The organism is Alloscardovia macacae (assembly GCF_002259705.1).
GTDB lineage: Bacteria > Actinomycetota > Actinomycetes > Actinomycetales > Bifidobacteriaceae > Alloscardovia > Alloscardovia macacae.
Genome location: NZ_MWWT01000001.1, coordinates 398,376 through 422,449 on the forward strand (window position 1 = coordinate 398,376; position 24,074 = coordinate 422,449).

The window sequence follows — 24,074 nt, forward strand, 5'->3', positions numbered from 1 at the left end:
GTAATCCTTCGACGCGCTCGCTGAGGCTCATGTCTCAGTGCGACCACGTACTGCCTCTAAGCTTACTGGTGGGAGGGTATAAGACGAGCTGACGCGGGCAGTTATTCACACGACAGGGGGGTTATCCACATAGGTTCGACACGGTTGTCCACATCTGCCAACAATCGAAAAATAAGTAGGCATTCCGATGCGTTTTAGGGCAGTCTGGAAGAGAGGAATAATTGCCTTTCGAAAACTCTAAGAGAAGAGAGAAAACGATGAATAAACGCATACACGCAGTCGGCGCCCTCCTCGCGCTCCTGCTCGCCTGCCTGTTCGTGCTGCCGGGCGCACTGCCGCAGGCCAGCGCCAAGCCGACGAGCGGCACTCTGAAGCGTCCTGACCGCAGTACGTACATGATGGTACCGGGCTTCCGTGGGTACGCGCTCGGGCCCATAGCCATAGCGGATAACGGTGACCGTATGTACTGCCATGAGTGGGGTGTGACCGAATCGATGACGTACACGAACTCCACCCCGCTGCCGGACAGCGCAGACACACGAGCAGCCGGATACCTTATCCAGAAGTACCAGCACTCGCCGGACGCGCTCATCCAGGCCGCGCTCGCGCTGAACATGCATGACCACTTCGACCTCGCCTCGTCGCGTCCTGCCTGGGATAAAGACAGGCCTACCGTTATCGCGAAACTTCCTCAGGTGCTCGCCACAGCGCAGGAACTCTGGGCTGAGGGGCAGGCGCATGCGGTGGCTGGTACACAGGTATCCGTGCAGTACGCGCAGGCGCAGCGCCGCGGACAGGTGAGCGTGCGCGTAACGAATGCATCGGGAACTTCGGTAGAAGGCGTGCCCGTGAAGGTACAGCTCAGCGGTCCGGCGCTCTTCGACTCCACACATACGGCATCTGCTACGGTGACGAGCGGGCGCGACGCTGTAACGCTCAGCTGGACGGCGACGGGCGAGGGAGAGGTAAGCGTCACGCAGCAGCTGTCCGTGCAGACACTGGATGACATCGAAAGCGCACAGAACTTCGTGCGGCTCGGCGACGCGAAAGAGGTGAGCTTTGAGGGAGTACGGTTCCACGTGAAGAAGGCTTTTAGGCCAATTCTTTCGACCCATGTCCCTGGTCTCACTCTCGAAGCAGGATCCCTGCCTTCGGATACCGTGCATACAGCTGTAGCTCCGGGAGATGCGTGGGAAGAGGGAGTGACGCTGAATGCGCGCGGATACTTCTTCGCTGGTCTGAGTCATGAAGCTGTCTCGAGTCTGCTGAACCGCGGTGTGACTGCCGTAAAGCCGGGGGAAAAAGCTGCAGACTATCTCCAGAGGCTGGAGGACGCTGGACTGACGCCTGTGGCTACAGCGCAGGTGGATGTGAGTGAAGCGGATGCAGAATATGATGTAGTAGCACGCGACTTCGCTTCCTCTGCGCAGCGCTATGAACTCAGTGAGTCTGATAGGTTCTCCTCATGGGTGTGGACCATAGCTGCAGCTGACCAGAGCTCGGAGGCTCGGGGGTGGATAGACGGTGATGCCATCTCGGGACTGCTCGATGTGAAAGAAAGTATCTCCACGAGACGTCACCTCATGGTGGACTCGACGGTGACCGAGCACTCTGCTTTTCTTCATGAAGCGCTGACAGATAGGATAACGGTTTCGGGATATCCTTCGGACCACGGTGCTTTCGCGGGGAATGCGGAGTTCGGCTGGACAGCAGATACAGCGCTCGCTCAGGTGAGTGTGTACTGGTCGAAAGAGAAGCCATCGCGGGAGGCTGTACCCGAGCTTGATGACGAGCATGAGCTGCTAGGAACGTGGGACTATGCCGCGGTGAATGGTGTCATCGCTGTGGGAGGTGGAAAGCCGGATGCTCATGGTAAGCCTGTCCATATCTATGCACAGAAGCAGGGATACTATGCCTTCGTCTATAGCTTCGCGGGAGATGACCGGGTCATGCCAGTGCAGAGTGCCTGGAATGACGAGTGGGAGTATACGCATGTGATGGATGTGCCGGTGCGGGTGGAGATTAACACACATGTCTCGGATACGCATGTGGATCATGGCGAAGATTTTCACGATGTGGCGCGCATTACGGGAGATGTGCCGGAAGGTGCCTATGTGACCTTTGACGCCTATGATGCGGTGGAATCCTCTTCTGATATGGGCTCTAGTGAGCTGCTGACGCGAGGAGAGCGTGTGCCTGTGCGTGGCAGTGACCGGGATGCTGATGGTTCGTATGTGGTGGAAAGCCCTGCAGTTCATACCGAGTCGGGTGGCACCGTGTACTGGAAAGCTACAGTGTGGAATCCGGGAGGAGAGGTGCTGGCTTCGCATGGTCTGGGAGTGCCAGGGGAGAGCACGGAGGTGACGCCTCCGCCAGCGCCAGAGGTGCCTCCTGTGCCTGCTGAACCAGAACCGAAACCGGAGCCTCCTACTCCGCCTACGCCATCTGAACCTCCGGTACTGGCGAAGACGGGTGTGAGCATAGGCTTTATCCCACTCGTGGGGATGTGCGCGAGTGGGGGAGCGTTCTTTATCCTCTGTGCGTATGCGGTGGATAAGGTAAGGAGGGATAACGCACAAGCGTAGAGGGGGAGAACGCAGGCCAGAGATCTCAGAACAGGGATCCCAGAACGGAGAGCGCACAAAATTCCGCACAAACGAACATAAAAATGTGTACGAATGTGAGGTAATTCCGTTAGGAATACTGTGCGCTCTGCGGTATACTGGAAGAGGTTCTGAGCACGGAAGCGAAGAACGTATACATCTCTATGTAGAGAGGGTCTACAGTAAAGGAGGTCGCGATGAAGGCGATCGTAGCTACGCAGGATAAGAAGGCAGCAGTAGTAGAAAAGGAGCTGCGTCCACTCGAGTACGGTGAGGCACTCCTGGATATGGAATGCTGCGGTGTGTGCCATACGGATATGCATGTGATGCACCAGGACTTTGGTGATAAGACAGGCGTAGTCCTCGGACACGAGGGAATAGGTCGTGTGAAGGAAGTAGCTGATGGTGTCACCACTCTGAAAGTGGGAGACCGCGTCTCTGTAGCATGGTTCTTTAAGGGCTGTGGCCACTGTGAGTACTGCACGACGGGCCGTGAGACTCTGTGCCGTTCCGTGCTGAATGCAGGGTACACTGCAGACGGTGGCATGGCTCAGGAGTGCATCGTTCCAGCAGACTATGCTGTAAAGGTTCCTGAAGGTCTCGACTCCATGGCTGCGAGCTCCATTACCTGCGCTGGTGTGACCTGCTATAAGGCCATTAAGGAGTCTGGTGTACATCCAGGTGAATGGATTCTCATCTCCGGCCTCGGTGGACTCGGAAACCTCGCACTTCAGTATGCGAAGAACGTCTTCCAGGCACACGTCATCGCAGTGGATATAAATGATGAACAGCTCGAGTTCGCGAAGAAGTTCGGTGCTGACCTGTGCGTGAATCCTCTGAAGGAAGACGTAGGTGAGGTAGTGCAGCGTGAATGCGGTGGCGCTCATGGTGCCGTCGTGACGGCAGTAGGGAAGAGCGCATTTAATGGTGCTGTAGATGCCCTGCGTGCTGGTGGTACGCTGGCGGCTGTGGGCCTTCCTACAGAGTCGATGGATCTGAGCATTCCTCGACTCGTTCTCGACGGCATTCGCGTGGTCGGCTCTCTCGTAGGAACGCGTAAAGACCTCGAAGAAGCCTTCCAGTTTGGCGCTGAAGGAAAGGTAGTGCCACAGTGCCAGTCCCGCCCTATGGAGGATATTAATGATATCTTCGCAGAGATGGAGGCTGGAAAGATTCGCGGCCGCATGGTTATAGATCTGAAGCACTAAATTATATTCTGATGAGGAGGGACTACTCAGACGAGTAGTCCCTCCTCCTGTATGTGATACTCGCTACCTATTCTCCAGTGCTCCCTCAGTAGCCGCTCTTTCTTTCCCATACATTTCCGGTATAAACCGCTCCTGGTCGTGAAGCTTATCCCAGATGACGGCATGCCCCGCCTCGAAGCTCTTCGCCACATCGAGAATCCGCTGGTTTGAGGAACCGCGGAATTGAAGCAAAGAATCATGTAGACTGCTGATGTACCGCCCATCGACGAGGATGTCTATCCTGTGCAGAAGCTCGAGCTTATCCGGAGTCTCTCCCTCGCGCATAAGCTCTTCCCACGTATATCCGGTCCATGCCCAGATGTCCTTAGATGACCCAAACTCCGAACGAATGCGCTCAGTGAGACGCAGTAGCATGGGAGTGTTCAGCAGGGGCTCTCCGCCGAGAAGAGTAATACCTTGCACATAGTCGAGGCTGAGATCCGAGATAATCTGGTCTTCGAGAGCCTGTGTGTATTCGTGTCCGGCTTTAAAGTCCCAGATGGAGGAGTTATAGCAGTCGTGGCAGTGGAAGGGGCAGCCACTTACATAAAGCGAACAGCGGATTCCTTCGCCATCGGTGACGATGAAGCGCTTATAGTCTGCCACGATGTTCTTCGAGAGCCTGCGGCCATCCCACTGGCCGGCGCGAGGATTATTCGCGAGATCTGTCGGTATGCTCGGTCCACGCCCTGTCTCGCCGCGCGCAAAGTCGCGGTGTGCGCTTGTCCGCCTTTTTACTCCCGTTTTTTTAAATTCATCTGCCATGCTGATAAGCTTCCTCTCTGAAAAAACGAGCGGGCTTGGAGAGTTCCCCTCGTCCAAGCCCACGACATCATTCATAAACGCTTACTTCGCGTCATCCCACCATTCACGCACAGTGCCGTCCGCGAGGGTCACGTGCCCAGTCTCGCCAGCCATGTGCTTGACGCGGTGGGCTATCTCCTCGTGGCGGCCGTGCGCCATAGGGCGCTGGACAGGGTTACCGAGGTAGCCGCACGTGCGCTTGGTGACGTTACACGTGTTCGGGTCGCTGTTCCCGCACTCTGGGCAGGTAAAGCCTGTCTCCGTAGGCTGGAAGTCCCCTTCGAAACCACACTTAAAGCAGTGGTCTATAGGTGTGTTCGTGCCGAGGTAGCCTATGCCTATGTTATGAGCGTAGTCCCACACGGCTTCCAGTGCCTTCGGGTTCGACTGAAGGCTCGGGAACTCGCAGTAGTTTATGAAGCCACCGTTCGCCAGGTATGGGAAGTCGCGCTCGTAGGAGAGCTTTTCCATAGGCGTAGGGCGCAGCCACACTGGGTAGTGGAAGGAGTTCGTGTAGAAGTCGTGGTCGGTCACGCCATCCACCACGCCGAACTGCTCCTTATCCAGGCGTGCGAAGCGGTCAGTGAGAGACTCTGCTGGAGTGGAGTAGACGGAGTAGTGGTATCCTTCGGCATTATCCCACTCCACGCACAGGTTATGCATGCGACGCACTATCTCGAGAGCGAACTCCTTACCGTTCTCATCCCAGCTGTGGTCCTGCATCCAGTCCTTACCGTAGAACATGGCCACAGTCTCATACAGGCCTATGTATCCCAGCGAGATGGTGGCACGTGAGCGGTTAAAGAGCTGGTCCACGTTATCCCCAGGCTTGAGGCGTCCGAAAGCACCATGCTGGAAGAGGGTAGGAGCGTTTATAGGTGTGGCTTCCTTACAGCGCTTAATGCGGAACTGCAGAGCTTCGTGTGCTATGGCCATGCGCTGGTCGAAGAGCTTCCAGAAGCGCTTCTTATCCCCATGCGACTCGAGTGCGATGCGTGGGATGTTCACCGTAACCACGCCGAGGTTCAGGCGAGAGTCCTCCACATCCTTACCGGTGTCTGGATCCGTCCAGCCATTCAGGAAGGAGCGGCAGCCCATCGGAGCCTTAAACGATCCAGTAATCTTCACGATGTTCTCATAGAAGACCACGTCTGGGTACATGCGCTTGGTAGCGCACTCGAGAGCCAGCTGCTTCAAGTCATAGTTTGGCTCGTTATCACGCGAGTTCACGCCATGCTTCACAGTGAAGACAAGCTTCGGGAAGATGGCGGTGTGACGGTCCTTACCTAAGCCCCGAATGCGCACGAGCAGGATGGCACGCTGAATCTCGCGTGCGAACCAGTCCTGGCCGAGTCCGAATCCCACGGTCACGAATGGCGTCTGACCGTTACTGATGCGGTTCGAGTTTATCTGATACTCCATGGTCTGCATGGCGTCATAGATGTTCTTGCGTGTGAGAATCTTCGCATACACTTCGCGAATCTGCTCGAGCTCGTCTGCGTCCTCGTGGAACGGTGTATCCATAGGCAGAGGCTCGCGGTTTTCGAAGTGCAGCCAGTCTGCTTCACGCTTCTTAAACTCCTCGATGGCATGCTGGGCTACATCCAGAGGCTCGCCGTCGGGGAAGACCACGCGTGCCATCTCCATGTTCTTCGCATAGTCGAGTTTTGCGTACGGTGCGAGCATCTCGTCTGCGCGGTTCACCGTCTGGCCGCCATACTGCGAGCCCGCTATGTCCTTAATAATCTGCGTAATCTGCGTAGCAGCGGTACCGATGGACTTCGGAGAGTCCATCATGGCGTTCCCGAGGATGAATCCGTGCGCGAGCATGTTCCCGAAGTCTGGCAGAGAGCAGTTCGTCATCGGCGTGAATGGGCTGTAATCCGCGTCGTGGAAGTGGATGTCTCCCTTAATGTGCGCGTTCGCCACTTCTGGAGGCAGCATGCTCATGGCACTGGCCTTTGAGACGGCTCCGGCGAGCAGGTCGCGCTGGGTGGCGTAGACGTTCGAGTCCTTGTTCGCGTTTTCGCGCATGATGGTTTCGTCACGGTTTATGAACTTCTTAATGGCTTCGTTCACGTCGCTCGCCTTCGCGCGCGCGATGTCCTTATTCAGACGCCAGGTCGTGTACGCCTGCGCTATCTCGTACAGGTGATTATTTATGAGAGTGTGTTCCACTGCGTTCTGGATGTCATCGATGCGCACGTTCCCCGTATAGCGGCCTGTAATGACGCTTTCCACGGTAGACGTCATGTCCTCGATGCGGCGTTCATTCTGGGAGTCCAATTCTTCCCCTACTGCGTGAAACGCTGCTTCGATGGCATGAATGATGTTCATGCGGTCGAAAGGAACCACGCGTCCGTCGCGCTTTTCTACCTGAAGTCCCTTCGTCTGTACAGCCGTCGCAGTAGCCATAATCTCCACGTCATCCCCTCTAGATATCCCTCGTGATGAAGCCCTTTCATCACATCACCGTGAAAATATAGTAGGACTACCGTACGACTATATCTGGAGTACATTTTCCGTATAAATACTATATATAGTGTTTTTCGCCTTTGTGAGCGAATGTGGATAACTCGCCCTTTTGGCGCAAATCGGCGCGTGTCCACGTGGATGAAATCGTGGATAAAAAAACACGCCCACTAAATAGTGGGCGTGTCGAAGGAGAAGGGAAAATTGACCTTACTCGTGCGAAAGCTCGTCGTTATACTTCGCGTCCTTCGTCTCCTTAGACAGAACGAGGGATACGAGCGTGAGAGCCGCCGCCACAGCGAGGTAGACGCCTACCATCCACGTGCTGCCGCCAGCCGCACGCCACAGCGCCACCGCGATGATAGGAGCGAGAGCCGCACCCAGGATGGAGCTGATGTTATACGCGATAGCCGAACCGGTGTAGCGCACGTTCGTCGGGAACATCTCAGGCAGGAACGCACCCATAGGACCGAAAGTAATACCCATGAAGATGAAGCCCACGATGAGGAAGGCTTCAGCAGCCCAGACGCTCGCCGGCGTGCCGTGACCGAAGTCGAGGAACAGCGGGAAGAGGAAGCCGAGGATGATGATGCCCACGGTCACCCAGATGAGCAGCGTACGGCGGCCCACCTTATCTGCCCATGGACCGGACAGCAGGGTGAAGATGGCGAAGAAGATGACGCCTATGATCTGCATGAGCACGAACTGCGTGTACGGAATGCCCAGGCCGTTCTTCTCGGTCGGCGTGGTGCCGAAGCTCAGGATCCACGTGGTGGTCAGGTAGAACAGCACATAGGTAGCCAGCATAGCGAAAGTACCGAGCACCACTTCCTTAAAGTGGTAACGGAAAGTATCTGCCAGAGGAGACTTCACGACCTTATCCTGCTCCACAGCCTTCTTAAAGGTCTCGGATTCGTTCAGCTTTACGCGCACCCACATGCCTACGGCCACCATAAGAGCCGAGAAAATGAACGGAATACGCCAGCCCCAGCTCAGGAATGCTTCGGACTGCAGTACAGAGCTCGTCGGGTGAGGCAGCGCGAAGTTAATGATGAGGAACAGACCATTCGCGATGATGAAGCCGATAGGAGCGCCGAGCTGTGGGAAAGTACCATACAGTGCGCGCTTATCTTCAGGAGCGTTCTCCGTGGCTACGAGAGCTGCACCGGACCATTCGCCGCCGAGTGCGAAGCCCTGCGTCAGGCGCAGAATGAGCAGGAAGAATGGCGCCCACAGGCCTATCTGATGGTAGGTCGGCAGGAAACCGATGATGAAGGTGGCTATACCCATGGTCAGCAAGGAGATGACCAGAGTGGTCTTACGGCCGAGGCGGTCGCCCAGGTGGCCGAAGAAGATGGCGCCGAGTGGACGCGCCACCATCGCTGCGCCGAAGACAGCGAAGGAGCTCAGGAGGCTCACGGTGTCATTCCCCTTAGGGAAGAACAGGCTCGGGAAGACGAGCGCTGCTGCCGTCGCGTAGACGTAGAAGTCGTAGAATTCGATGGTCGTACCCACCAGGGAGGCTGCTATGACCTGGCCTGGGGTGTTATAACTGGATTTCTTCGCGGACGCGGTGTGCGCGGTGTGCGCGGTGTTCGCAGTGTTCGCGGGGGACGATGGTGCCTCTGACATGATGGCCCCTTTTCTGTCTCTTCTCAAGTTTCACTCTATCTAAACGAAAAGAGCAGCCTCGGATGTTTTGCATCCTCGCTGCTCTGTATGGTTATGAATTATGGCATATGGGAGACGCGCGCGGCGAAAGTGTCCACTACGTGAGAAAGGCGTGCGGGAAGAGGCTGCGTTTTTCTGCTATACTGAATGTCAATTTCCCCTGTACTTTCAGGGGTCTCATGGAAAGGGAGAGATAATGAAAGATTTTCACGATTTTCTCGATGACACGATGCAGGACAGCATGGGGCAGGCTCTGACGAAGAAGTCCACCATGTACCTCTTCGCTTTTATCTCGGCTGTATGCAGCCTTCTGGTGGCGTGCTTGTCTCCGAAGAAGAATACGGCGAGCGTCGCTCTGGGTGCAGTGGGTGCCACTCTCTGGGGTGTGCTCGCTTACACATCTTTCGTTCAGGAAAAGGATGAAGCGGACGCTCTGTACGAGCTCGCGAGTGTGGCGGATGAGGCTGCGGGGGAGTAGACCTCGTTCTCGTTAAAACCTGTAAAAAAACTTGGCCAATGGTTATGCCCATTTTCTGCCTGACAGAGACGGAAAAATGGCTCAAACCATTGGTCAAGTTTTTCAGTGAGCGGGGCGCTTACTTCTTACTGCGCGTCCAGAATATCCACCACGAAGACGAGAGTGGAGTTTGCCGGGATGTTATTCTGCGCAGTGCTACCGTAGCCGAGGTCTGGTGGGATGATGAGCAGAACCTGCGAGCCTACCTTCTGGCCGGTCAGGCCCTGCGTCCAGCCCTTGACTACCTGCTGGAGGCTGAAGGTGGCGCTGGAGCCGCGAGACCACGAGCTGTCGAATGGCTTTGAGGCATCGCCTCCGAGGACCCAGCCCTTATACTGCACAGTAACCGTGCTGTTCTGCGTCACATCTGCGCCGGTGCCCTGGAGAAGAGTCTGGACCTTGAGCTGACCGTCTGACTTATAATCCTTCAGATCGGTAGCGTCGATGTTTGGCTCGCCATCCTTCGCGAGGGTGATCTTCGGCAGGCTCGAGTCGATGCCGTCCACAGCCTTACCATCTGCTCGGGTAGGGATGGTCTTTGCGCTGACGATGGTCAGGCCCATGATGTAGGCGGTGACCTCATTCTCAGAGTTTGAGGAGTTCGACGAGCTGGAGCTCGACGACTGTGAAGACGACGTGGAGGATTTCGAACCTTCCGAGGTGACGCCGATGGCCACGGTGGAGTTTACCTTCATGGACTTGAAAAGCTTATAGAATGCTGGCTGGAGGTTCTTTTCAGAAAGCGTGGTCGTGCAGTCTGCCGCAGTCTCCCAGGTGGAGCTGACCTCTTTACCCGTCTTCGGGTCGAGGACTATCTGCTGAATGCACAGCTTCTGGCCGTCCTTCAGCTCTGCTCCGTCACCCGTCTGAAGCATTTCATACGAATTATTCGTCACCTTAAAAGGTGTGGTGAAAGTAATAGTAGGCTTCTGGCCGAGTGCGCCTTCCGCCTTCAGTCCCGTCATCTGCGTGAAGGTGATGTCATTCGACGAGGATGAGGACGAGGAGGATGACGAGCCGCACGCTGCCGTAGTAAGAACGAGCGCGGTGCTCATGAGAAGCGCGCCAGCTGTGCGCGCGAGTGTACGTGGTATATGCATACGTCTCACTTTACCCACTGAGCCGGTCAAGCGCGAGCACAGAATGTGCAGGAATAACACAGGAATGTCAGAAAATGGCTTTTTTAAGGTCCTCCATGTAAAATGGTGTGGTTATAGAAAAGAAATTTCTGAGGGTGCGCCCCCAGATGCGAACGCAGATCAGCGGCTCGCGTGTTATGACAGTTGACTAGATACGCACGCGAGCTCGGATCAAGGAGTCTGACATGCCTGAAACGTCTGAAGCACACGAAGAAGAGGGGAGCCCACTGAAGAAGTGGGATCGGCGCAGGATTATGCGCTGGATAGTGATGCCACTCGCCGCTGTTCTGGCCGTGGCAGCACTCGTCATGGGTGTGCTGAATCTGACCATCCTGCGCCCGGCGCGTGTGGTGTCTGCTTCGGCAGGAACGTCCACGAATTATGTGGTCCTAGATGCGGGCGTGGCGAATCTCGTCAGTTCGGAAGTATCCGTGACAGCCACTATTAAGGAATCGGCTGAGCAGCGCTCACAGGCTCGCTCGGGAGATGATAATTCCGCTCAGCGCATGATGTGCGTGGTCGCAGGATCCACCACAGATGTGGATGCGTGGATGGCTGCACAGGCTGTGGCGTACACGCGCGTGACAGGTCTGAGCAGCTGGACGAGCCTGTCCACGCAGAATGTGGCGAAGACGGGAACGGCAGCGAAGGACCAGGTTCAGCTTAGTGATTCGGACCTGTGGGCTCTGAGTAATTGTGCTGAGCGTACGGCCACACTCCGTATTACTGGCGCTCAGCCGTATGAAAAGGTCATCGCTTACAGCCCGAGTGGAGTGAGCAGCGTGCGGGTGAACTGGAACCGCACGAACATGCCGAATACCGCCATCCCATGGTTCAGCTGGGCAGCAGTCTTCATCGTGGTGGCGGTCCTCGCCATGACGTGGCTGTCTGGAGAAGATCCATTCGGCGCACAGCGCAGGAAAAGGAAGCGTGAAGAGCAGCTCGCTGCTCTCGAGGCTCGTGGTATCGATACGGGCATGATTCCGAGCCTTGACGAACCGTACGTGCCGTACCAGAAGAAGAGTAAGTCGGGCATTACGCACCGCACGCGTACGAATGGTCTGTTCGGTGGTCTGTTCGGTAAGAAAGAGACCACCCCAGAGGACTCCACTCAGAAGGATACGCCGAAGCCTACGGTGGTCGATCCGAGCTCGGTGAATCTCGTGGCCTCCACGGGTGCTGGTGCCACAGACAGCGCATGGTCGCCGTCCGTGATTAATCGCACAGATTCACAGGCACAGTCCGAGCACACTGGCACGCTGACCGGCCAGGAGCTGCTGGAATACCTCGCACGTCTGGCGGTGGAAGGCCGCTCGGACACTGCGGAAGATACGGCTGAAGACACGGCGGAAGAGATGAGCGAAGAGAGCGGAAAGATTGACACTTCCGAAAAGGACGATGCACATGAATAAAAACCTCGCAGTACGCGCCGTAGCGGGCCTCGCCGCCGTTTCCGCGCTCGTTTCGCTCGCCGCATGCACGCCGTCGCCGCAAGCGCAGGCAGACCCGGACGGCGCTCCCGTCGTCACCACGGATCAGGAGCAGAAGATTCGCCAGAACGTGCTGAAAGCGATTAAAGCCGCGGACGATGCGCGCGACACGAAGGCGCTGGCCGCACGCATGTCTGGTCCGGCGCTCACCGTGCGTGAAAGCCAGCTGAAGATAGCGCAGAGCACGAATAAGCTGGACTCGAGCGCCACTATCCCAGACTCGCTGAGCCAAAGCATCGTGAGCACGTCGAAGACCTGGCCGCGCGACCTCTTCGCCATCACCACGGTCACGGACCAGCAGCAGTCGCAGCGTCTGCTCGTGCTCGACCAGGAGAAAGCGACGAGTAATTATAAGATTTGGGGTCTCGTGCGCCTCTTCTCGGGCGTGCAGATGCCGAAGTTCGCCGTGGCGACCATAGGCTCCGAGCAGGGGGATGCGAATACGTCCGGTTTGCTTCTTACTCCTGCGCAGGCGGCTCAGCAGTACGCGGACGTGCTTGAGAAGGGCTCGAACAGTTCGAACGCGAACCGTTTCGCGGACGATTCGTTCCGTCAGCAGCTGGCTACGCTTACCGAGAGCGTGCAGAGTGCTATCGCGCAGAACGAGGGCTCTCAGACGCAGACGTACAGCGCGGATACGAAGAATATGAAGGTCATCCGGACGGCTGATGGCGGCGCTCTGGCCGTCGTAGCCATTACGTCCGTGTGGACGCGTACGGCTGGGTCGAACCGCAAGTCGCTGCCTGCTTCGGAGAGCGAGACCGCGCTGTTCGGGAACGCGCAGTCCACGAGTACGCTCGAAGTGACGTATATGAACGAGGTCGCGCTGTACATTCCGGCGTCCGGCTCGAGTGAGCAGATACGCGCGGTAGGCGCGGAACGTCAGCCAATTTCCGTGGTAGCGAAGTAGTCGCAGTCATTCAGGGGAAACGTATAAAGGAGGAAGCGCATGGCACAGGATGCATACCGTCCCAGCTTTTCGCTGGCAGGGGCAGTAGATCTCGAATCGCTCAAGCATAAAGCAGAAGCCCAGATGGGTGAAGAGGGGGGAGCTCCAGCAGCAGGTGGCTACGTCATCGACGTGACCGAGGCGAGCTTCGAAGCCATGGTGAACTCCTCGAACACCTTCCCTGTGCTTCTGCTCGTGTGGATGCAGGATGATCAGCGTTTCTTCGACGTGGCGCGTGCTCTGGCTCGCATGGTTACTGCTCTGAATGGTGGGATGCAGCTGGCGCGCATCGACGGTGCGTCGAATCCGCAGATAGTGCAGGCGCTGCGCGTGCAGGGGGTGCCAGCGCTATTTGCTCTCGTGGGTGGCCGGCCTATCCCTCTGCTCCAGGGCATGCCGTCTGAGGCGGAGCTCACGCAGCTCGAGGAGACGCTCCTACCACAGGTCGTGGCTATGGCTCAGCAGTCTGGGGTAACCGGCACAGCGCCGTTCGTGGGGGATTCGTCTGCGGATGCGTCTGGTGCTACTGACGAGGCCGCCGGACCAGCTGAGCCAGCCATTCCAGCCGGGCACGAGACTGCCCACGCACTGGCGGCCGCTGGACAGTATGACCAGGCTGCTGCCGAGTACGCCAAGCTCGTGGAGCGTGACCCTCATGATGCCGAGGCAGCACGACAGCGTGCTCTGTGCTTGCTGCTGGCTCGAAACGGCCAGTCGGATGTGCGCGTGGTGCGCGCTGCGGCGGCAGAGCGCGTGGACGACGTGCAGGCGCAGCTCGATGTGGCTGATGTGGATATGATAGGCGGGCAGATATCTGATGCGTTCGGGCGTCTTCTGGACTTTATCGCTGTGCCAGCACACCGCGAGCATCTCGCTGTGGTGCGTGAACGTCTCGTAGAGTACTTCGCTATTCCTGAAGCGAGCGATCCACGGCTGAAGGCTGCGCGGCAGAGGCTGATGACGCTGATGTACTAGTGGCTGCGGAGCTGCCCGGGGGGTGTAGCGGCGCTGCGCGCGGTAGGACGCGCTCGTGCGGGCTTGTGCGGGCGAGACGTGAGTTATGTGTAAGTCATCTCACGTCTCGCTCTTTTTTATGCCTTTTCGCGTACTTTCGAGAGCGAAAATGAGATGACTTACACAGAACTGGCTCGAGGGGGATGGGAGGTGGATATGGAGAGGCCGAGGAGGGGATGTGAAAAGACAAGTTGTTTGTAAATCGTCTCATTTTTACCCTCTCCATCCCGGCGAAGAAGCAAAAAATGAGACGATTTACAAACAACTGGCCGTGAGTTTCCTTGAAACTGCACTCAGAGAGGCGAAGTGCGCCCAGCCCGGCCCTGCCCCAGCCGAAGCCGGCCCTGCCCCTACTCCTCCTCGCGGCGATTCTCTCCGAAGCTGTCGAGGAAGAGTGGCCCCACTTCCTCGAGCTCAGCAGCGAAGTCATCCTTCCATGCGCTAAATGGCTTTCCGGCGAGTCCGTCGTTCGAGAAGCGCGCCTGGTCAGTGATTTCCGTGGTGCAGAAGGATGGAATGACGAGATTCGTCACAGGATTATGGCGCTCCACCTCAGCTACGATGAGTGGATAATTATCCGCGCCAAAGAGGTCTATCTTCCAGCCATCTTCGCCCTGCCAGATGCTGTAGCGGTTCTTAATAATCGCCTTTCCACCGCGGAAGACGAGCTCCGCAGCTACGTCGGGATCTATAGAGTTCTCCAGCTCATAGCGTGTACCGCCCACGGCTGGGCCCTTCGCTGTGAGCGTGGCTTCAGTAAAGCTATCGCGGTAGCGGGCGAGGACAGAAATGGGATCGGTATCCTCAGCCATGTCGAGGCGCACATTTTTCGCGTTCAAACGTACACGCAGAGCGTAGTTATCCTGGTGCACGTAATAGCTCTGGACGATGAGCGTAGGAGCCTCGTCAGCCAGAATCTCCGACGGAATGCTCTCACAGAAGAAGCGGCGTTCGTATTCGAAATGATCGAAGTGGTCGAGCTGATCGAGAGAATCCATGGCTACCTCCAGTAGTGGTACATACACCTGTACCACGATTTTAACATGCGCGGGTATGCGTGTTTCCGCTCCACTTGTTATAATCGTGGACGATGGGTCTGTAGCTCAGCGGATGAGAGCATCTGTTTCCGGTACAGAAGGTCGAGAGTTCGAATCTCTTCAGGCCCACTTTTGGTCAGGTGCTTCCCGTAGTGCTTCCCGTAGCAGTGCCCGCAGCCTTCCCGCACAGCAGTGTACGACGCTTTTAGTACTCTTATATTCCATAGATAATACTCCTTCTATCGAGGACATGAGTAGAACGTTATGGAAGAATTGACAGAAGAACAGACCGAAAAGAGCGAAAACGCCAGCGGAATGAATACCGTGGAACGCGCGGAACTCCTGCTGAAGCAGGACGAAACCATAGCCGAGCGCATCGCGGGCGGAGCGAGCCTCGACGAGGCCATCGACCCGTCGAACGAGCAGTACGGGCCGCACGCGCACCCGGAGCAGGTGCAGATGCGCGTGGCGAAGCGTTCGCTCATGCTGCAGAACGGGGTCGATCCGTACCCAGCCGAGCTGCCTGTCACGCATACCATTCAGCAGGTACGCGAGGCGTACGAGGGGAAGCTCGAAGCCGGGCAGGAGACGGACGACGTGGTAGCGCTGGCCGGTCGCGTCATCTTCCTGAGGAACGGCGGCGGCCTGTGCTTCGTGCAGCTCGAAGCCGGCGACGGCACACCTATCCAGGGTATGCTTTCGAAGAAGGAGATCGGTGCAGACAGTCTGAAGGAATTTAAGCAGCTCGTGGATCTCGGGGACTTCCTCTTCCTCAAGGGCCGCGTCATCTCCTCGAAGACCGGAGAGCTCTCCATCTTCGCCAGCGAGTGGAAGATCGCGACGAAGGCGCTGCGCCCTCTGCCAGCGCTGCATAAGGAGCTGAACGAGGAACAGCGCACGCGTAAGCCATACCTCGGGATGATCGTGGATGATGCGATGCGTAAGATGGTGCGAAACCGCGCATCTGTGGTCTCCTCGCTGCGCCGGAACTTCGAGTCCCGCGGATACATCGAGGCGGAAACGCCTATGCTCCAGACGCTGCGCGGTGGTGCTACAGCGCGTCCGTTCACCACGCATATTAATGCTTTCGACATGGGCCTGTATCTGCGCATCGCTCCAGAACTTTTCCTCAAGCGTATGCTCGTAGGCGGCATAGACCGTGTCTTCGAGATAAACCGCGCGTTCCGTAACGAGGGTGCAGATGCCACGCACGCACCAGAATTTACCACCATCGAAGCGTACGAAGCGTATGCTACGTATGACACCATGGCCACGATCACGCAGTCGCTCATCCAGCAGGCAGCTCTGGACACCTTCGGCTCCACCACGGTGACGCTGGCAGATGGAACGGAGTATGACCTCGGCGGCCAGTGGCGCGAGCTGGACATGTATGAGTCGCTGTCTGAAAAGCTCGGTGAGGAAGTCACGCCGGCCACGTCCGTCCAGACCCTGCAGGCCTTTGCGGATAAGCTGGGCGTGGAGCATGAAAAGGTGGAAAACCACGGTAAGCTCGTGGAAAACCTCTGGGATCACTTCTATACCGAGGACCCGCATCAGCTCTGGGAGCCTACTTTCGTGCGCGACTTCCCTGTGGAGACTTCGCCGCTGACGAAGTCGCACCGCTCGAAGCCGGGCCAGGTGGAGAAGTGGGATCTGTACATCCGCGGTTTCGAGCTGGGGACGGCATACTCGGAGCTGAATGATCCTGTCGTCCAGCGTCAGCGCTTCGTGGAGCAGGCGAAGATGGGTATGGCGGGCGACGACGAGGCTATGGACATCGACGAGGACTTCATCGAGGCTCTCGGCGTGGGCATGCCTCCTGCGGGCGGCATGGGCATGGGATTAGACCGTCTGCTCATCGCGCTGACGGGCGCTACTATCCGCGAGACCATTACGTTCCCGCTGGTGAAGCCGCTGAGTATGTAAGGTAGGTTTACGAACGTCGCAGACTTTCGCACGAACGTCGCAGACTTTCGCACGTCGTGCGGCTGCCTCGGGAACTGCTCGCACGTCGTGCGGACGTCACGCACAAGGAGGGCTCGCATGCGCACACTTCGGCTTTTGATCCTCGGATCGCGCCCGCGCACGTGGGCCCTTTCTGTATGCCCCGTGCTCGTGGCGCTGCTGTGCGCGAGCATGGATTCGTATCTGCTCGGCACGACCTTCTGGTCCGGCTCTGTGCGAGTGCCGCTGGAGGCGCTACTGTGCGTGGTGGTAGCGCTGAGCCTGCAGATTTCTGCCAATTTTTCGAATGATTACATCGATGGCATCCGCAGCGTAGACCGCTTGCGTGGGGACGGTGCGCCGGTGCGGATGAACGCAGCGGGCGGCATAGCGCAGCCTCTCGCTCTGCGTGCTGCCCTCGCTACCTCACTATTCGGCGTGGTCGCCGGCGTAGCGGCCGTGTGTCTCAGCCGGCAGTACTGGCTGCTGGGTGTGGGTGCGCTGTGCGTGCTCGCGGCGTGGGGATACTCGAGCTGGGCGAGTGCGCGTGGACTCGGCGAGCTTCTGGCTTTCCTCTTCTTCGGGCCTGTGGTCGTACTCTGCGTGGAGGCGCTCATACTGTCGGGTGGGGGCGGCTCGGCCCACGTAGGGCCGTGGGCGCTCCTGGGCAGTGTGCAGTGTGGCGTGCTTGCGGCGAGCGTGCTACTCGTGAATAATCTGCGTGACGAGTATAGCGACCGCGCTGCTGGGAAACGCACGCTCGTCGTACGCTGGGGAGGCGCTTTCGGGCGCTGGCTGCTGGCTGCGTGGCTCGGCTGTGTGCTCGTGCTTTCCTGGGGGCAATTCTTCGTGGCTCTTTTCACGCTGTCGTTCCGCGTGAACGTGTGGCTTTCCTTGGCTGACGTGCTCGTGCTTGCTGCTCTGAATGCGGTGACTATCTGGGGACTGCTGCACGTGTGGCGAGCTGTGAAGCGTCCAGCTTTCTACGCCCGAGTCTTTTCCTCGGTGAATCTTCTCATGATTCTTCTGACTCTCCACACGGCTGCGGTGTGGCTCGTCGCGAACGCGCTTTAAACTAGTGAGTATGACTTACAAGTTAGTACTGCTCCGTCATGGACAGAGCGCATGGAATAAGACTAACCAGTTTACTGGTTGGGTAGATGTACCCCTGACCGAACAGGGTGTGGAAGAAGCGAAGCGTGGTGGCGAGCTGCTGAAGGAGAAGAACGTTCTCCCAGACATCGTCTTCACGTCTCTGCTGCGCCGCGCTATTAACACCGCGAACATCGCACTGGATGCTGCAGACCGCCTGTGGATTCCAGTAGAGCGTAACTGGCGCCTGAACGAGCGTCACTACGGTGCTCTTCAGGGTAAGAATAAGACCGAGATTCGTGAAGAATACGGTGACGAGAAGTTCATGATCTGGCGTCGCTCCTACGGCACTCCACCTCCTGAGATCGATCCAAACGACGAGTACTCGCAGAATAATGACCCACGTTACGCAGGTGCAGAAGTCCCAGAGACCGAAGCTCTCTCGAACGTGGTCACTCGCGTAACCCCATACTGGGAAGAGACCATTAAGCCACAGCTGAAGGCTGGTAAGACAGTCCTCATCGCTGCTCATGGTAACTCTCTGCGTGCCATCGTGAAGATGCTCGACGGTCTGAGCGAAGAGGAGATAGCTAAGGTGAACATTCCTACCGCTATCCCACTGCTCTACGAACTGGATGAGAACTTCAAGCCTATCAAGCCTCGTGGTGAATACCTCGATCCAGAGGCAGCAGCTGCAGGTGCTGCAGCAGTGGCGAACCAGGGTAAGTAGTTTTCATCGGTTTTCTATAAAGCTGAATACAAAAAGGGCGAGTTCCTCGTGTGAGGGCTCGCCTTTTGTATGCTCTCGGCGAAAAGTAGTAATAAAAAAATTGACAACTAACTCCCGCTCCTTTAAGCTGTAACTATAAACATTACAGCTTAAAGGAGTATGTGCATGAAGATAGCAGTAGTAGCAGCAAACGGTAAGGCCGGACAGCTCATCGTGAAGGAAGCAGTGGAGCGTGGTCTGGACGTTACGGCCATCGTACGCAGCGCGAACAAAACTGTAGCGCAGAACGTTCTCGTGAAGGACACTTTCGACCTGACGGCAGACGACCTGCGCGGCTTTGATGTGGTCGTGGACGCTCTCGGCGCATGGGGGCCGAATGCATCGGATATTTATAAGGCTACCGAGCATCTGACTGCAGTGCTGAAGGGAACGGACACGCGTCTGATCGTCGTGGGTGGTGCGGGAAGCCTGTATGTGGATGACACGCACACGAAGACTGTTCTGGATATGGCAGTAGGCTTCCCAGAAGAAGCCATGGCCGTGGTGAAGGCGCATGCACACGCGCTCGCGGGGCTGCGCGAGGTGCGCGACGTGAAGTGGACGTATGTGAGCCCAGCAGCGGAGTTTGAAGCAGACGGTGCGCGTACGGGCGAGTACCAGATCGGCGGCGACCAGATGCTTCTGAATGCTGAGGGTAAGAGCGTCATCTCGTACGCCGACTATGCCATCGCTGTGGTGGATGAAGCTGAGTCTGGCGCACACGTGCAGCAGCGCATCAGCGTGGTGAGCAAGTAAGCGGTAGACTAGCGTATATGCAGATAAGTAGTCGGTTTACCATAGCTGTGCACGCGCTCGCGTACATCGATCTTTTTGAGTCGCAGATGCGCGTGACGAGTGCTGTGCTCGCGCAGAGTATTCGCGTGAATCCTGTCATCATCCGCGGTGTCCTGTCTGACCTGAAGGCGGCGGGCATCGTGGATGCGCGCAAGGGCAGCGGTGGCACGTGGCTGGTTCGGCCGTTAAGCGCAGTGACGCTGTATGACGTGTTTGCGGCGGTGGATCCGGTGGGAGGGGCTTCGGGTTCGGAGCTCTTCCACTTCCACGAGAATCCGGCACCGCAGTGCGTCGTGGGTGGAAATATCCACACTGCGCTGGATGATAAGCTCCAGGCTGCGCAGGACGCCATGGAAGAGCAGCTCCGGGCTGTGACGCTGGATACGGTGGTGGCAGACCTCGTGGGGGCGGCGCGCTCGCGCGGGCAGGAGGTGCCTGAGGTGGGGAGTGCTGCTGCGTGAGGAAGGCGCTCGTCGGCACTCTGAGTTTTTCGTCCAATTTTAGTGTTTTGTAGTCAGTTCTGACCGCGTGGCTGAGCTTCGTGTGGGGACAAGAACCGCAGTATTTAGCCGTTTTTCATTTCGAACACGTTCGAGAAAACGGTCAAAACTGACTACAAACTCGCCATCTTCACAGAACATACATGAAGGGCTTCGGAATTCTCTCCGAAGCCCTTCATTGCGCAGACATTATGTGGCTTATGCGCGCATACGCCGGTATGCTACCACGCCTATGCCCAGAGCGCTGAGAGCTGCGGCAGCAGCACCCAGAGCGAGAACATTCGAACCAGTCTTCGCTAGAGGCTGGGAGTTCTTTTCGGAGGTTTGCTCGGTCGGAGTAGTCGTGGTGGTGGTCGTGGTATCTGTGTTATACGAGGTGCCGGTATTTACGTTCGAGAGCGCGGTGACCGTGTCAGCGAGAGGATTTCCATCCTCATCCACGTAGTGGACGACCACAGAGCCTACCTTATGGGTGTAGTAATGCGTCGTATTCGTAGGAATAACGAGGTCGTTATAGAGCGGATTTGCGAGGCTTCGCGTGCCATTCGTCTCCGGAGTAGATGTGGAGACATAGAGGCTCTTGCCCGCCTCAGTGGATGAGTAGGGGCGCACATTCAGGTTATTATATCCATTAAAGCCGAGTCGGATAGTGTAGCCATCCTTATCCCAGATGGTCACCTGATGACCGAATCCCTCGACGGGCTGGGTAGCCAGTGCTTTTATCTGAGCTGCTTCGTCGGCAGTGATAAAGTCTTCGCCTGTGCTCGTGGTACTCGTGAGGACATCCGTATTCGTATTTACGGAATTTGATGCCATGGCATTCGTGCGCAGGACTTCGATGAAGCCTGTGGTACTCGTATCCTCATAGTTTTGTGTGCCAGTATATGTGGGATCTGCCACGTAGAGGGACTTGACCACAGTTCCATCAGACTGAATGGTACGCAGAATCTTGATAAAGAAGCGCTGGGTATCTGAAGCGGGGCGGTCGAGAGCTGTGCCTTCTTCTGTGTTTGCTAGTGTGGTTACCGAGCGCGTATACGTGTAATCGCTGAACTCACGCGGATTCGATGGAGTAGAGGTCTGCCCGGCGCCATCCATCATCTCATAGGTAGCCAGAGTTTTTCCATCTTCTGTGGCATAGGTGGTAGTGGACACCTGTGGCTTTGAGAGATTTGTGCTACCTACAGTATAAGGTCCGAGCTGGCCACCATACATCCAGGAAGCAGATATGCTGCCATACGTGGTATCGCTGGCGGTAGCAGTGCTATAGGTGAGAGTAATCGGTGTATTTGCGACGCCTGTAGTGATAGTAGGGAACGCGGTGACGAGTCCCGTTAAGGATGCACTCGACCCTGGTGTCAAAGTATGAGATTCCACCACGGAATTATCCGAAATGCGGACGAGCTCCGCGAGAACATTTTCATCCGAACGGTCCGTATTCATGGATAAACGCAGGAAGTACTGCTGAGCTATGGCTGATCCATTCGACATGCCAGCAAAAGCGAAATATCCCAGTCCGAGATAGGACACGGTATACATGCCCTCTGCAGAAGTAGGAGACCAAGAATCCACATGCATAGGCTCGCTCAGCTTGGCGCCATTCGGGTCGCTCATATCCGGGGAGACGCTCTGCGTGGTGTCTACGAGAGTGCCGATACCTTCGCCTACATTCAGGCTAGAAGCATCGGCGGCGTGAGCGGGAAGAAGACTGACCACAGCGCATGCTGCAGCGAGTACTCCCACAGTAGCAGCGGTCAGAGTACGGCGTACTCGGCGAGAAAGAAACATACGGTAATCCTTAAAAGATAAATGTATCTGGATGCAGAAAGTTCCCCTCTTCCTGGAACTTCACTCGCGCCACTGTAGAGATGAAATCTGAAAAAGAGCTAAAAATTGGCACAGAATATGCGAAAAGGCCTTCCCGCACGCGGCGAGAAGGCCTGGATAAGCGTGAAACTACGCTCTACGCATACGGCGCCACGCTACAGCAGCCATGCCGAGCGCACTCAGAGTGAGAGCAGCGGCAGACAGCGTCAGCACATCCGAACCCGTGCGAGCCAGAGTCGTGGCAGAAGCAGGCGCGAAAACGTGCGTCACGTTCCCCACGGCATCCGTATCTGTGCGCACGAAACGGTATCCTGCAAAGCTCGAAGCCGGCAGAGTGCCGTTCTCGCGAGCGCGCAGAACGGTGCCATCCGTGGTCACCCAGATGGTGGTCTTCGTAGTAGGAACCGTCGTCACCTTACGGTAGATGTACGTCACATGCGTGGTGCCTTCCACGACTTTACCCGTCGCGTTATTATCCTTCACGCGAACGTACTCGTACTTCTCTCCGTTAAAGGAAATGGTAGATGGACGGTGGTCCTCATCCGTGTTATAGGTCAGGCCTGTGTTTACGTTATCCTCGTCCGTCTGGTCGGCAGCGATGGTATTCCCGTCTTCATCTACGTAGTGGACCACGACCGAGCCCTTCTTATGGGTGTAGTAGTGGATTACTTCACCGTGGAAAGTAACGTCATTCCACAGCTGGATATTCGTGCTACCATTCTGGCCGGTACCGCCATTACCATACAGGCCGATGAGCGAGAGGTAGAGGCTCTTTCCCGCAGTGAGGTTCCACACTGGGGCAGCAGTCTTATTATTCGCCCCATTAAAACCGAGACGCACTTCCTTACCATCCTGGCTCCACACCGTTACCTGAGCATTCGCAGAGCCATTCCCATCTGCAGTGGACTGCTTCGCCAGAGCTTCTACCTGTTCCGCTTCAGATTCGGTGATGAACTCTTCGCCCGAAGCAGTCTTCTGGCCTGTGACGAGGTGAAGCTCAGTATTTACGGTATTCGGTGCCATCACATTCGTCTCGAGGACCTTAATGAAGCCGGTCGTGCTTGCGTCCGTGTAGTTCACTTCGCCCGTGTAGGTAGGATCCTGAACATAGACAGACTTTACAGTAGAACCATCTGCAGCGACGATACGGTAGAGGCGCTTCATCTTATAGAGTGGGGACTGCACATCCAGCTGCTCCGTATTCAGGTCCTTCGTACCATTTATTACCGTGCGCGTATAGGTGTAATCCGAAAACTCACGCTTTTCGGATGGAGTAGCAGACTGGCGAGCGCCCGTCATGAGAGAGTAGGATGCGAGCGTGTCTCCGCCCTCCGTCTTATACAGAGTGTTAAAGAGGTATGGCTTTCCTACGATGGAGTTATTCACTTCGTAGAGAGTGCCAGCGACGTTATACTGCAGCTTCAGGTTACCGTACTGATCATCATTCGCACCAGAGGTATCGTAGAAGACGTTTATATCTCCTGTGGTGAGCGTCGTGCTGCCGAGAGTGAGCTGTGGGTATGCCGTCTTAAACTCAGTCAGAGAGGTGCGCTCTCCTGGCTGAACGTCATGAGACTCGACCACAGTATTATCTGAGGACCTTACGAACTCTACGCGTACCCAGTGGACGGAGGCGTCGCGTGGCATGGACAGGCGGACATAATACGAGTCGAAGATAGACGTCCCCTGGCTAAAGCCCGACTGCATGAACCAGTTCAGTGGAGCGTAGTTAAAGGTATACATATCTGTATCCGTAATAGGCTGCCAGGATGGCAGACGTGCTGGCAGCTCTTCGATGGCAGCTCCATTCGCATCCGACATAGCTGGCGTAGCTGTCTGGGACTCATCTATGAGGACTCCAGCGCCCTCACCTATCTTCAGGTTCTTCGTCGCATCCTGAATCTTCTGGTGCAGTTCAGTGGTAGGAGTCACAGCAGCATGAGCTGCATTCTGAGGAGCGAGTGTAAGCGCTCCTGTAGTCACGAGTGTGAGTGCTGCCAGGCTGACGAGAGTAGCACGAGCAGCATGCTTTACTCGCGAGGTGCGCGAGGTGCGCGAGGTGCGCGAAAGGCGCAAAAGGCGCGAAAGGCGCGCAGAAAAAGCGGTAAGTAGAGCCATTCTTCCTTCTTATCTCTTATGGTCGAACTTATCGTGTCGGTATGTATGTTTTTCAGTTCCAGAAGAGTTCATTCTAGCATAGTGGA

The 24,074-nt window shown here is 56.7% G+C and carries 18 protein-coding genes and 1 tRNA gene; 12 read left to right on the forward strand and 7 right to left on the reverse strand.

Going from position 1 to position 24,074, the window contains the following annotated elements; all coding sequences use genetic code 11:
- Positions 1-257 precede the first annotated feature (257 nt).
- Both ALMA_RS01715 and adhP read left to right on the forward strand, forming a co-directional pair.
- Positions 258-2,585: a hypothetical protein gene (locus ALMA_RS01715; protein ID WP_094726110.1), complete on the forward strand. Its 2,328-nt coding sequence runs from the start codon at positions 258-260 to the stop codon at positions 2,583-2,585.
- 215 nt (positions 2,586-2,800) lie between these two features.
- Positions 2,801-3,811, forward strand: a complete 1,011-nt coding sequence (gene adhP, locus ALMA_RS01720; protein ID WP_086106741.1) for an alcohol dehydrogenase AdhP — start codon at positions 2,801-2,803, stop codon at positions 3,809-3,811.
- A gap of 63 nt (positions 3,812-3,874) precedes the next feature.
- On the opposite strand, the gene nrdG is transcribed toward adhP, so the two are convergent.
- The 3 genes from nrdG to ALMA_RS01735 all read right to left on the reverse strand — a co-directional run bounded on the left by nrdG (position 3,875) and on the right by ALMA_RS01735 (position 8,758).
- Positions 3,875-4,615 (reverse strand): anaerobic ribonucleoside-triphosphate reductase activating protein, encoded by a 741-nt coding sequence (nrdG, locus tag ALMA_RS01725; protein WP_094726186.1) that lies wholly within the window; start codon positions 4,613-4,615, stop codon positions 3,875-3,877.
- An 81-nt stretch (positions 4,616-4,696) separates the two neighbouring features.
- Positions 4,697-7,069, reverse strand: a complete 2,373-nt coding sequence (gene nrdD, locus ALMA_RS01730; protein WP_094726111.1) for an anaerobic ribonucleoside-triphosphate reductase — start codon at positions 7,067-7,069, stop codon at positions 4,697-4,699.
- A gap of 267 nt (positions 7,070-7,336) precedes the next feature.
- Positions 7,337-8,758: an MFS transporter gene (locus ALMA_RS01735; RefSeq protein WP_094726112.1), complete on the reverse strand. Its 1,422-nt coding sequence runs from the start codon at positions 8,756-8,758 to the stop codon at positions 7,337-7,339.
- A gap of 235 nt (positions 8,759-8,993) precedes the next feature.
- Here ALMA_RS01735 and ALMA_RS01740 point away from each other — a divergent pair, with 235 nt between their 5' ends.
- Positions 8,994-9,275: a hypothetical protein gene (locus ALMA_RS01740; protein WP_094726113.1), complete on the forward strand. Its 282-nt coding sequence runs from the start codon at positions 8,994-8,996 to the stop codon at positions 9,273-9,275.
- Between the two features lie 125 nt (positions 9,276-9,400).
- Here the strand turns inward: ALMA_RS01740 and ALMA_RS01745 are convergent, their stop codons facing one another.
- Positions 9,401-10,414, reverse strand: coding sequence for an FKBP-type peptidyl-prolyl cis-trans isomerase (locus ALMA_RS01745; protein ID WP_094726114.1), 1,014 nt, complete (start codon positions 10,412-10,414; stop codon positions 9,401-9,403).
- Positions 10,415-10,638: 224 nt separating this feature from the next.
- Between ALMA_RS01745 and ALMA_RS01750 the strand changes: the two genes are divergently transcribed.
- The 3 genes from ALMA_RS01750 to ALMA_RS01760 are packed head-to-tail and all read left to right on the forward strand — an operon-like array spanning position 10,639 to position 13,867.
- Positions 10,639-11,865 (forward strand): heme exporter protein CcmD, encoded by a 1,227-nt coding sequence (locus tag ALMA_RS01750; protein WP_094726115.1) that lies wholly within the window; start codon positions 10,639-10,641, stop codon positions 11,863-11,865.
- Complete coding sequence (locus ALMA_RS01755; protein WP_094726116.1) at positions 11,858-12,853, forward strand: DUF8094 domain-containing protein; 996 nt, start codon at positions 11,858-11,860, stop codon at positions 12,851-12,853. The genes ALMA_RS01750 and ALMA_RS01755 overlap by 8 nt, the downstream gene beginning before the upstream one ends.
- 39 nt (positions 12,854-12,892) lie before the next feature.
- Entirely contained in the window at positions 12,893-13,867 is a 975-nt protein-coding gene (locus ALMA_RS01760; RefSeq protein ID WP_094726117.1) for a tetratricopeptide repeat protein, read from the forward strand.
- A 389-nt stretch (positions 13,868-14,256) separates the two neighbouring features.
- Here ALMA_RS01760 and ALMA_RS01765 read toward each other — a convergent pair whose 3' ends face one another.
- Positions 14,257-14,904 (reverse strand): CYTH domain-containing protein, encoded by a 648-nt coding sequence (locus tag ALMA_RS01765; protein ID WP_094726118.1) that lies wholly within the window; start codon positions 14,902-14,904, stop codon positions 14,257-14,259.
- Positions 14,905-14,998: 94 nt separating this feature from the next.
- Between ALMA_RS01765 and ALMA_RS01770 the strand changes: the two genes are divergently transcribed.
- From ALMA_RS01770 to ALMA_RS01795, 6 genes are all read left to right on the forward strand, one after another.
- A tRNA-Arg gene (locus ALMA_RS01770) sits at positions 14,999-15,072 on the forward strand.
- A gap of 186 nt (positions 15,073-15,258) precedes the next feature.
- A complete protein-coding gene (gene lysS / locus ALMA_RS01775) occupies positions 15,259-16,869 on the forward strand; it encodes a lysine--tRNA ligase (protein ID WP_211278319.1) in 1,611 nt (536 codons plus the stop codon).
- Between the two features lie 117 nt (positions 16,870-16,986).
- Positions 16,987-17,961, forward strand: coding sequence for a 1,4-dihydroxy-2-naphthoate octaprenyltransferase (gene menA, locus ALMA_RS01780; protein WP_094726120.1), 975 nt, complete (start codon positions 16,987-16,989; stop codon positions 17,959-17,961).
- A 10-nt stretch (positions 17,962-17,971) separates the two neighbouring features.
- The gene (locus ALMA_RS01785; RefSeq protein ID WP_086106752.1) at positions 17,972-18,709 is read left to right on the forward strand and encodes a phosphoglyceromutase; all 738 of its coding nucleotides are present in this window, start codon (positions 17,972-17,974) and stop codon (positions 18,707-18,709) included.
- Positions 18,710-18,874: 165 nt separating this feature from the next.
- Complete coding sequence (locus ALMA_RS01790; protein ID WP_094726121.1) at positions 18,875-19,504, forward strand: NAD(P)-dependent oxidoreductase; 630 nt, start codon at positions 18,875-18,877, stop codon at positions 19,502-19,504.
- A 17-nt stretch (positions 19,505-19,521) separates the two neighbouring features.
- The gene (locus ALMA_RS01795) at positions 19,522-20,004 is read left to right on the forward strand and encodes an Rrf2 family transcriptional regulator (RefSeq protein ID WP_094726122.1); all 483 of its coding nucleotides are present in this window, start codon (positions 19,522-19,524) and stop codon (positions 20,002-20,004) included.
- A gap of 237 nt (positions 20,005-20,241) precedes the next feature.
- On the opposite strand, the gene ALMA_RS01800 is transcribed toward ALMA_RS01795, so the two are convergent.
- The gene (locus tag ALMA_RS01800; protein WP_094726123.1) at positions 20,242-21,831 is read right to left on the reverse strand and encodes a MucBP domain-containing protein; all 1,590 of its coding nucleotides are present in this window, start codon (positions 21,829-21,831) and stop codon (positions 20,242-20,244) included.
- A 168-nt stretch (positions 21,832-21,999) separates the two neighbouring features.
- A complete protein-coding gene (locus ALMA_RS01805) occupies positions 22,000-23,988 on the reverse strand; it encodes a MucBP domain-containing protein (protein ID WP_094726124.1) in 1,989 nt (662 codons plus the stop codon).
- Between the last annotated feature and the right edge of the window lie 86 nt (positions 23,989-24,074).

What these genes read in the sequence shown, in the direction of transcription:
- ALMA_RS01715 (WP_094726110.1), top strand. Translation starts at nt 258, where the DNA reads ATGAATAAACGCATACACGCAGTCGGCGCCCTCCTCGCGCTCCTGCTC.
- adhP (WP_086106741.1), top strand. Translation starts at nt 2,801, where the DNA reads ATGAAGGCGATCGTAGCTACGCAGGATAAGAAGGCAGCAGTAGTAGAA.
- nrdG (WP_094726186.1), bottom strand. Translation starts at nt 4,615, where the DNA reads ATGGCAGATGAATTTAAAAAAACGGGAGTAAAAAGGCGGACAAGCGCA.
- nrdD (WP_094726111.1), bottom strand. Translation starts at nt 7,069, where the DNA reads ATGGCTACTGCGACGGCTGTACAGACGAAGGGACTTCAGGTAGAAAAG.
- ALMA_RS01735 (WP_094726112.1), bottom strand. Translation starts at nt 8,758, where the DNA reads ATGTCAGAGGCACCATCGTCCCCCGCGAACACTGCGAACACCGCGCAC.
- ALMA_RS01740 (WP_094726113.1), top strand. Translation starts at nt 8,994, where the DNA reads ATGAAAGATTTTCACGATTTTCTCGATGACACGATGCAGGACAGCATG.
- ALMA_RS01745 (WP_094726114.1), bottom strand. Translation starts at nt 10,414, where the DNA reads ATGCATATACCACGTACACTCGCGCGCACAGCTGGCGCGCTTCTCATG.
- ALMA_RS01750 (WP_094726115.1), top strand. Translation starts at nt 10,639, where the DNA reads ATGCCTGAAACGTCTGAAGCACACGAAGAAGAGGGGAGCCCACTGAAG.
- ALMA_RS01755 (WP_094726116.1), top strand. Translation starts at nt 11,858, where the DNA reads ATGAATAAAAACCTCGCAGTACGCGCCGTAGCGGGCCTCGCCGCCGTT.
- ALMA_RS01760 (WP_094726117.1), top strand. Translation starts at nt 12,893, where the DNA reads ATGGCACAGGATGCATACCGTCCCAGCTTTTCGCTGGCAGGGGCAGTA.
- ALMA_RS01765 (WP_094726118.1), bottom strand. Translation starts at nt 14,904, where the DNA reads ATGGATTCTCTCGATCAGCTCGACCACTTCGATCATTTCGAATACGAA.
- lysS (WP_211278319.1), top strand. Translation starts at nt 15,259, where the DNA reads ATGAATACCGTGGAACGCGCGGAACTCCTGCTGAAGCAGGACGAAACC.
- menA (WP_094726120.1), top strand. Translation starts at nt 16,987, where the DNA reads ATGCGCACACTTCGGCTTTTGATCCTCGGATCGCGCCCGCGCACGTGG.
- ALMA_RS01785 (WP_086106752.1), top strand. Translation starts at nt 17,972, where the DNA reads ATGACTTACAAGTTAGTACTGCTCCGTCATGGACAGAGCGCATGGAAT.
- ALMA_RS01790 (WP_094726121.1), top strand. Translation starts at nt 18,875, where the DNA reads ATGAAGATAGCAGTAGTAGCAGCAAACGGTAAGGCCGGACAGCTCATC.
- ALMA_RS01795 (WP_094726122.1), top strand. Translation starts at nt 19,522, where the DNA reads ATGCAGATAAGTAGTCGGTTTACCATAGCTGTGCACGCGCTCGCGTAC.
- ALMA_RS01800 (WP_094726123.1), bottom strand. Translation starts at nt 21,831, where the DNA reads ATGTTTCTTTCTCGCCGAGTACGCCGTACTCTGACCGCTGCTACTGTG.
- ALMA_RS01805 (WP_094726124.1), bottom strand. Translation starts at nt 23,988, where the DNA reads ATGGCTCTACTTACCGCTTTTTCTGCGCGCCTTTCGCGCCTTTTGCGC.